This is a genomic window from Okeania sp. SIO2B9 (genome assembly GCF_010672505.1).
Classification (GTDB): domain Bacteria; phylum Cyanobacteriota; class Cyanobacteriia; order Cyanobacteriales; family Microcoleaceae; genus Okeania; species Okeania hirsuta.
The window spans coordinates 1-5,634 of record NZ_JAAHGK010000412.1 but is presented as its reverse complement, the minus strand read 5'-3'; the positions used below and the strand labels follow the sequence as shown (position 1 = coordinate 5,634).

Genomic DNA, 5,634 nt, shown 5'->3' with positions numbered 1-5,634 from the left:
TCCAAAACCCATGCAGGACTACCGTCCTGCATGGGTTTTGGTGAAGATATATATTTTTTAATTTCTCCCATACTCCCCTCCACGGTCGGGGTTAGGGGTGGGTCGCCATCTCCCCACACTCTCTCTACCATTACTATGCACCACCACCCATAGGACTTACCTAGAAACCGGGTTGATCCACGAAATTTCTTGAATGAAAATAAATCCGGTTTTATCCTGATTTCTGACTCCTCAAACTCTATTTAGTCTTTTGCCAATCTTCCAACGCTGCAATAATATCATGTCCGGTTGAACAGTTATAAATAAACGACGAAGGAGTCAGGTAGGGGAGCCGTCGGATTGGCGACGTATAGCAGTCAGGAGTCAGGAGAGAAGAAAGGAGAAGAGAAAGAGAAAGTTTTTTTACCAGTAATTATCGGGATTTATATAATAACCTAAGAAAATTAGAAAAATGACGACTGCTTTCAAAAATCTTAACAATTATTATAAGCGAAGAAGGAAGAAAGCGTTTATTTATTTAGGAGAGAAGAAACAATCTGGCGTTGTCTGAATTTTACAGCGCTTTTGCCGATCTCTGACCTCACGTCACAACAAAAATCCTGTAGGGCAAATGGCCATTTGCCCCTACTGTGGTCTACTTTTCAATTAATAAAGACAAAATTGCATAAGTAACTGTAGCTGAGAAATATCTTTACTCCAAGAAACACTGGAGTTATACACAAATAACTATAAACCTATGTTATCCGATCACTCAATTTCCCAAGTCAAAATGAGTAAATCAGATGTCCATGGAAAGTGCTTAACATCTTTTCAGCGTAAACTTCTAGAAAAAAATCTACCAGTAGGGGCAAATGGCCATTTGCCCCTACTGTGGTCTACTTTTTCCAATTAAAAAGACAAAATTGCATAAGTAACTGTAGCTGAGAAATATCTTTACTCCAAGAAACACTGGAGTTATAAATAAATAACTATAAAACCTATGTTGTCCGATCGCTCAAACTCGCAAGTCAAAATGAGTAAATCAGATGTCCATGGAAAGTGCTTAACATCTTTTCAGCGTAAACTTCTAGAAAAAAATCTACCAGTAGGGGCAAATGGCCATTTGCCCCTACTGTGGTCTACTTTTTCCAATTAAAAAGACAAAATTGCATAAGTAACTGTAGCTGAGAAATATCTTTACTCCAAGAAACACCGGAGTTATAAATAAATAACTATAAAACCTATGTTGTCCGATCGCTCAAACTCGCAAGTCAAAATGAGTAAGTCATATGTCCATGGAAAGTGCTTAACATCTTTTCAGCGTAAACTTCTAGAAAAAAATCTAGATGATAAGTTGTCGTGGCAATATCGCCAGAGAATAGAAATCATGCTACTAGCAGATGAAGGCAAAAGCCAAAGTCAAATCTGTAAAGCTATAGGTTGTTCTCCTGGTACCGCTAGACATTGGATACTTGTTGCTAAATCTGGTCAAGCTCACCAATGGAACAATCATCCCATAGGTCGCCCCCAAGAAGTTAACGAAGAATATTTAGAACGCTTGAAAGAGTTAGTAACTAATAGTCCCAAGGAATTTGGTTATGTATTCCAGCGGTGGACTGCTAATTGGTTAGGTAAACATTTAGCAAAAGAATTTGGCATACAATTGAGCGATCGCCATATTAACCGCTTACTCAAACAAATGGGTTTATCGACCAGACCAAAACCAACGAAAGCTGAAGAAATGTCTGGTCAAGATGTTAATGGGAAAAATATTGTGATTCGCGATCTGAACTCAGACCAAAATCTTATACGAGGGAACAGGGAACAGCGGTGCGACCCCGCGTCGGCGACAGACGCAAGGGAACGCGCACCAAGAGAGGGAACAGGGAACAGGGAACAGGAGGGAAAAGATTTCCCTGTCTGGTTTCATCATCAGTCTACGTTCTAAGGGTCTTAGCGGTTGCTATAACCCGTCCCTGAAAATATTAAGTTTCCACACTTTTAATAACTAATAGTAAATAAAATTTTGAGTTATGGTTCAAAATGCATCTACTCCTGCTTTGACTCAGGGGCAGCTTACTGATGTCTTGGGATATCAACTTTCACAAAAAGAAATAGAAAATTGCTTTAAAACTACAGAATACTTAACACCAAAAGTCGGTCTATTTTGGGAAACAGCAGATGCTCAACCAGGAATATATATTGTAACTGTGGGCAAAGTTAGACTATTGGATAGTCAGGGAGAATTAATTACTACCCTCAATGCAGGAGCTTCATTTGGGGAATCTACTCTATTTCCTAATCATTCCTTTCAACCCTACTCAGCAAGAGCATCAGTAAACCTCAAACTTTCCTATCTCCCTGGAGAAACTCTTCTTCCACTAATTCAAAAACACCCGGAAATCCGAGAACATCTTCATCAAGTTGCTCTCAAACTCGATTCTCTACAAAAAAAAGGTGAGCCAGAAACTGCCCATTCCTCTGATGAAAATCTGCCAGAAGCGAACATAACTGAATATCGGCAACCAGAGGTAAAACCACAAAAAACCATTAACAAAGCTTATTTCCCTAGTCCCACCCAACGAGTAGGTCATCTCTGGCAGCGCATTACCAGACGCTATCCCTTCTTTGCTCAACAAAGCGGTTCTGACTGTGGTGCCGCTTGTTTAGTTATGGTGGCTCGTTACTGGGGCAAAAATTTCAGCGTCAACCGGGTGCGAGATATTGCTAACGTAGACCGTAATGGTGCTTCACTGCGAGGATTATCTGCAGCAGCAGAAAGTATCGGATATTCCACCAGACCAGTAAAAGCAAGTCTTGACCAACTAGCTAAACAAAAATTACCAGCGATCGCTCACTGGGAAGGTAAACATTATGTAGTGGTCTATGAAATTACCTCTAAACAGGTGATTATTGCTGACCCTGCTATTGGTCAACGCCATCTCACTTACCCAGAATTTAAAGACTGTTGGACTGGTTACACCCTACTCCTACAACCTACTGCTTTAATCAAACAACTCAAAAATTCCACTACTCCTTTCTGGCAATTCTTTGAGTTGGTCAGTCCTCATGGACAAGTGCTACTGGAAGTATTTATCACTTCTCTACTAATTCAGATATTTGGATTAATTACACCTCTATTTACTCAACTACTACTAGACCGGGTAGTTGTTCAAGGTAGCACTCTAACTCTAACCGCAGTGGGATTAGGTTTAGTCATCTTTGGTTTATTCAGGGTGGCAATGACTGGTTTGCGACAATATCTGCTCGACCACACTGCTAATAAAGTACATTTGGCAATGATTGTGGGGTTTATTCGTCACACATTCCGACTACCCATGAGTTTTTTCGAGTCTCGTTATGTGGGGGATATTATTGCTCGGGTTCAAGAAAATCGGAAAATTGAGAATTTCCTCACTGGGGAAGCTCTTTCTATTGTGTTGGACTTGCTGACAGTTTTCATTTATTTAGGACTAATGTTCTGGTATAGTTGGAAAATGGCTTTACTAGCATTGGTTATTGTGCCACCGTTTTTTTTATTAGCACTTATTGCCACACCTTTCCTACAAAAAATCTCTAGAGAAATATTTGCTGCTCTAGCTGAAGAAAGTAGTTATCTGATTCAATCCCTGACTGGTGTAAGTACTGTCAAGTCTCTAGCAGTTGAGCAAACAGTACGCTGGCGATGGGAGGAATTTCTGAATAAGTCAATTAGAAAAAACTTTTCTGGACAGGTGATTAGCAACCGACTGCAAATATTCAGTTTAACTATTGAATCGTTGGTAACGACGGGTTTACTCTGGTTTGGAGCATGGTTGGTTATTCAAGGGGAGTTAACTATTGGACAGTTGGTGGCTTTTAATATGTTGATTGGCACTGTGATTAGTCCTTTTCAGCGACTGACGGTTTTGTGGAATCAATTACAGGAGGTAATTATTGCGGTGGAGCGCATTAATGATGTGATTGATACTGAACCAGAGGAAGATTTACAATCAGAAGGGCGTCAGTATTTGGTAGAGTTACAGGGTAATATTATTTTTGATAATGTGACTTTCCGTTACCACCCAGAAAGCGATATTAATGTTTTGGAAAATTTGAGTTTTGAGGTAAAAGCGGGACAAACTGTGGCTTTAGTGGGGCGTTCTGGGTCTGGGAAAACAACGATTTCTAAGTTGGTTTTGGGGTTATATCCGCCTACTGATGGTAAAATTTTGATTGATGGTTATGATATAACGACGATTTCGTTGCCATCCGTGCGCAACAAAGTAGGTGTGGTTGACCAGGATACTTTTTTATTTGGTGGCACTATTCGGGAAAATCTGACTATTGCTCATCCCTCTGCAACTCTTGAGGATATTGTAGGAGCAGCAAAGTTAGCTGGTGCTGATGAATTTATTCAAAGGTTGCCGATGGGTTATGAAACTCAGATTGGCGAAGGTGGGGGTTTGTTGTCTGGTGGTCAACGGCAAAGATTAGCGATCGCTCGTGCTTTGTTGGGAAATCCTCGTTTATTGGTTTTTGATGAGGCGACTTCTCATTTGGATGTTGAGTCGGAGCGTATTATTCAGACAAATTTGAATAGTATTCTCCAGGGTCGCACTACGTTAATTATTGCTCACCGTTTATCTACTGTGAGAAAAGCTGATGTAATTTTAGTGTTGGATAGGGGGGTGTTAATTGAGCAGGGAAATCATGAAGAATTGATGGCGAAACGGGGACATTATTATTATCTGAATCGCCAACAATTGGAAAGTTAAAATTTCAAATTCAAAAGTCAAAATTCAAAAGTCAAAAGTAAGATGTTAGGGTTTCAAATGAAAAGTCAAAAGTAGTAGGTTGGGTTAAGCGATAGCGCAACCCAACAACCGTAAGTATTTGTTGGATTTTGTTCCTGATGTATCTGTTGGGTTTGGGTTCCTCAACCCAACCGACAAAGGGCAAAATGTATCTGTTGGGTTTGGGTTCCTCAACCCAACCGACAAAGGGCAAAATGTATATGTTGGGTTTCGTTCCTCAACCCAACCTACAAAGTCCCCTCCTATTCCCTATATTTAACAAAAAACACAATTATTAGGAAAATTATGCCACAACAATTCAACGTAACTGCAGAATCAAACGGTCATAAACCTTTAGAGACTGACTTAATAAAACTAGAAAAAAGTAGTAGGTTGGGTTAAGCGATAGCGCAACCCAACAACCTTCATTAATTGATAATGGATAATTGATAATTACCTCGCCATTAAACCGTTCTTGATTAAATATAAGGAAATATTATTTCTTTTTTTTCCCCTTAAAAGGGGAGGCTTCAAGGCGCGAATTATTTAATTATTAATTATTAATTATTCGGTAAGTGTGTGTTGGGTTTCGGTTCCTCAACCAAACCTACAAAGTTCTAACAACTGATAATTAATAACTGATAAAAATCATGCCACAACAATTCAATTTAACTGTAGAATCAAACGGTCATAAACCTTTAGACACTGACTTAGTAACACTAGAAAAAAGTTTAAATAACTCCAAAATTTCTGAGCCAGAAGTGACCAAATTAGATACAAATACATCTGTTGATGATTGGTCTTTTGCTACTAAAGAATTATTAGATGCTTTACCCCAACGTTGGACGCGAGGATTACTATATTTGTTAATAGCATTTGA

General features: G+C 39.3%; 4 protein-coding genes and 1 pseudogene. All 5 read left to right on the top strand.

Annotated elements, in window-relative coordinates; genetic code table 11:
• Nucleotides 1-736: 736 nt before the first annotated feature.
• Nucleotides 737-892, top strand: coding sequence for a hypothetical protein (locus F6K13_RS15730; protein WP_287287810.1), 156 nt, complete (start codon nt 737-739; stop codon nt 890-892).
• A 120-nt stretch (nt 893-1,012) separates the two neighbouring features.
• A complete protein-coding gene (locus tag F6K13_RS15725; protein ID WP_287287809.1) occupies nt 1,013-1,135 on the top strand; it encodes a hypothetical protein in 123 nt (40 codons plus the stop codon).
• A 120-nt stretch (nt 1,136-1,255) separates the two neighbouring features.
• Entirely contained in the window at nt 1,256-1,927 is a 672-nt protein-coding gene (locus tag F6K13_RS15720; protein WP_353735670.1) for a helix-turn-helix domain-containing protein, read from the top strand.
• A gap of 85 nt (nt 1,928-2,012) precedes the next feature.
• Nucleotides 2,013-4,736 carry a peptidase domain-containing ABC transporter gene (locus F6K13_RS15715; protein WP_287287808.1) on the top strand — a complete coding sequence of 908 codons (2,724 nt, stop codon included), beginning with the start codon at nt 2,013-2,015 and terminating at the stop codon, nt 4,734-4,736.
• Between the two features lie 668 nt (nt 4,737-5,404).
• Nucleotides 5,405-5,634, top strand: a pseudogene (locus tag F6K13_RS15710) (hemolysin D); the annotation flags it as partial.

Bases quoted from the DNA above. Each gene is read 5' to 3' on its own strand.
- F6K13_RS15720 (WP_353735670.1), top strand. From the start codon at position 1,256: ATGAGTAAGTCATATGTCCATGGAAAGTGCTTAACATCTTTTCAGCGT.
- F6K13_RS15715 (WP_287287808.1), top strand. From the start codon at position 2,013: ATGGTTCAAAATGCATCTACTCCTGCTTTGACTCAGGGGCAGCTTACT.
- F6K13_RS15725 (WP_287287809.1), top strand. From the start codon at position 1,013: ATGAGTAAATCAGATGTCCATGGAAAGTGCTTAACATCTTTTCAGCGT.
- F6K13_RS15730 (WP_287287810.1), top strand. From the start codon at position 737: ATGTTATCCGATCACTCAATTTCCCAAGTCAAAATGAGTAAATCAGAT.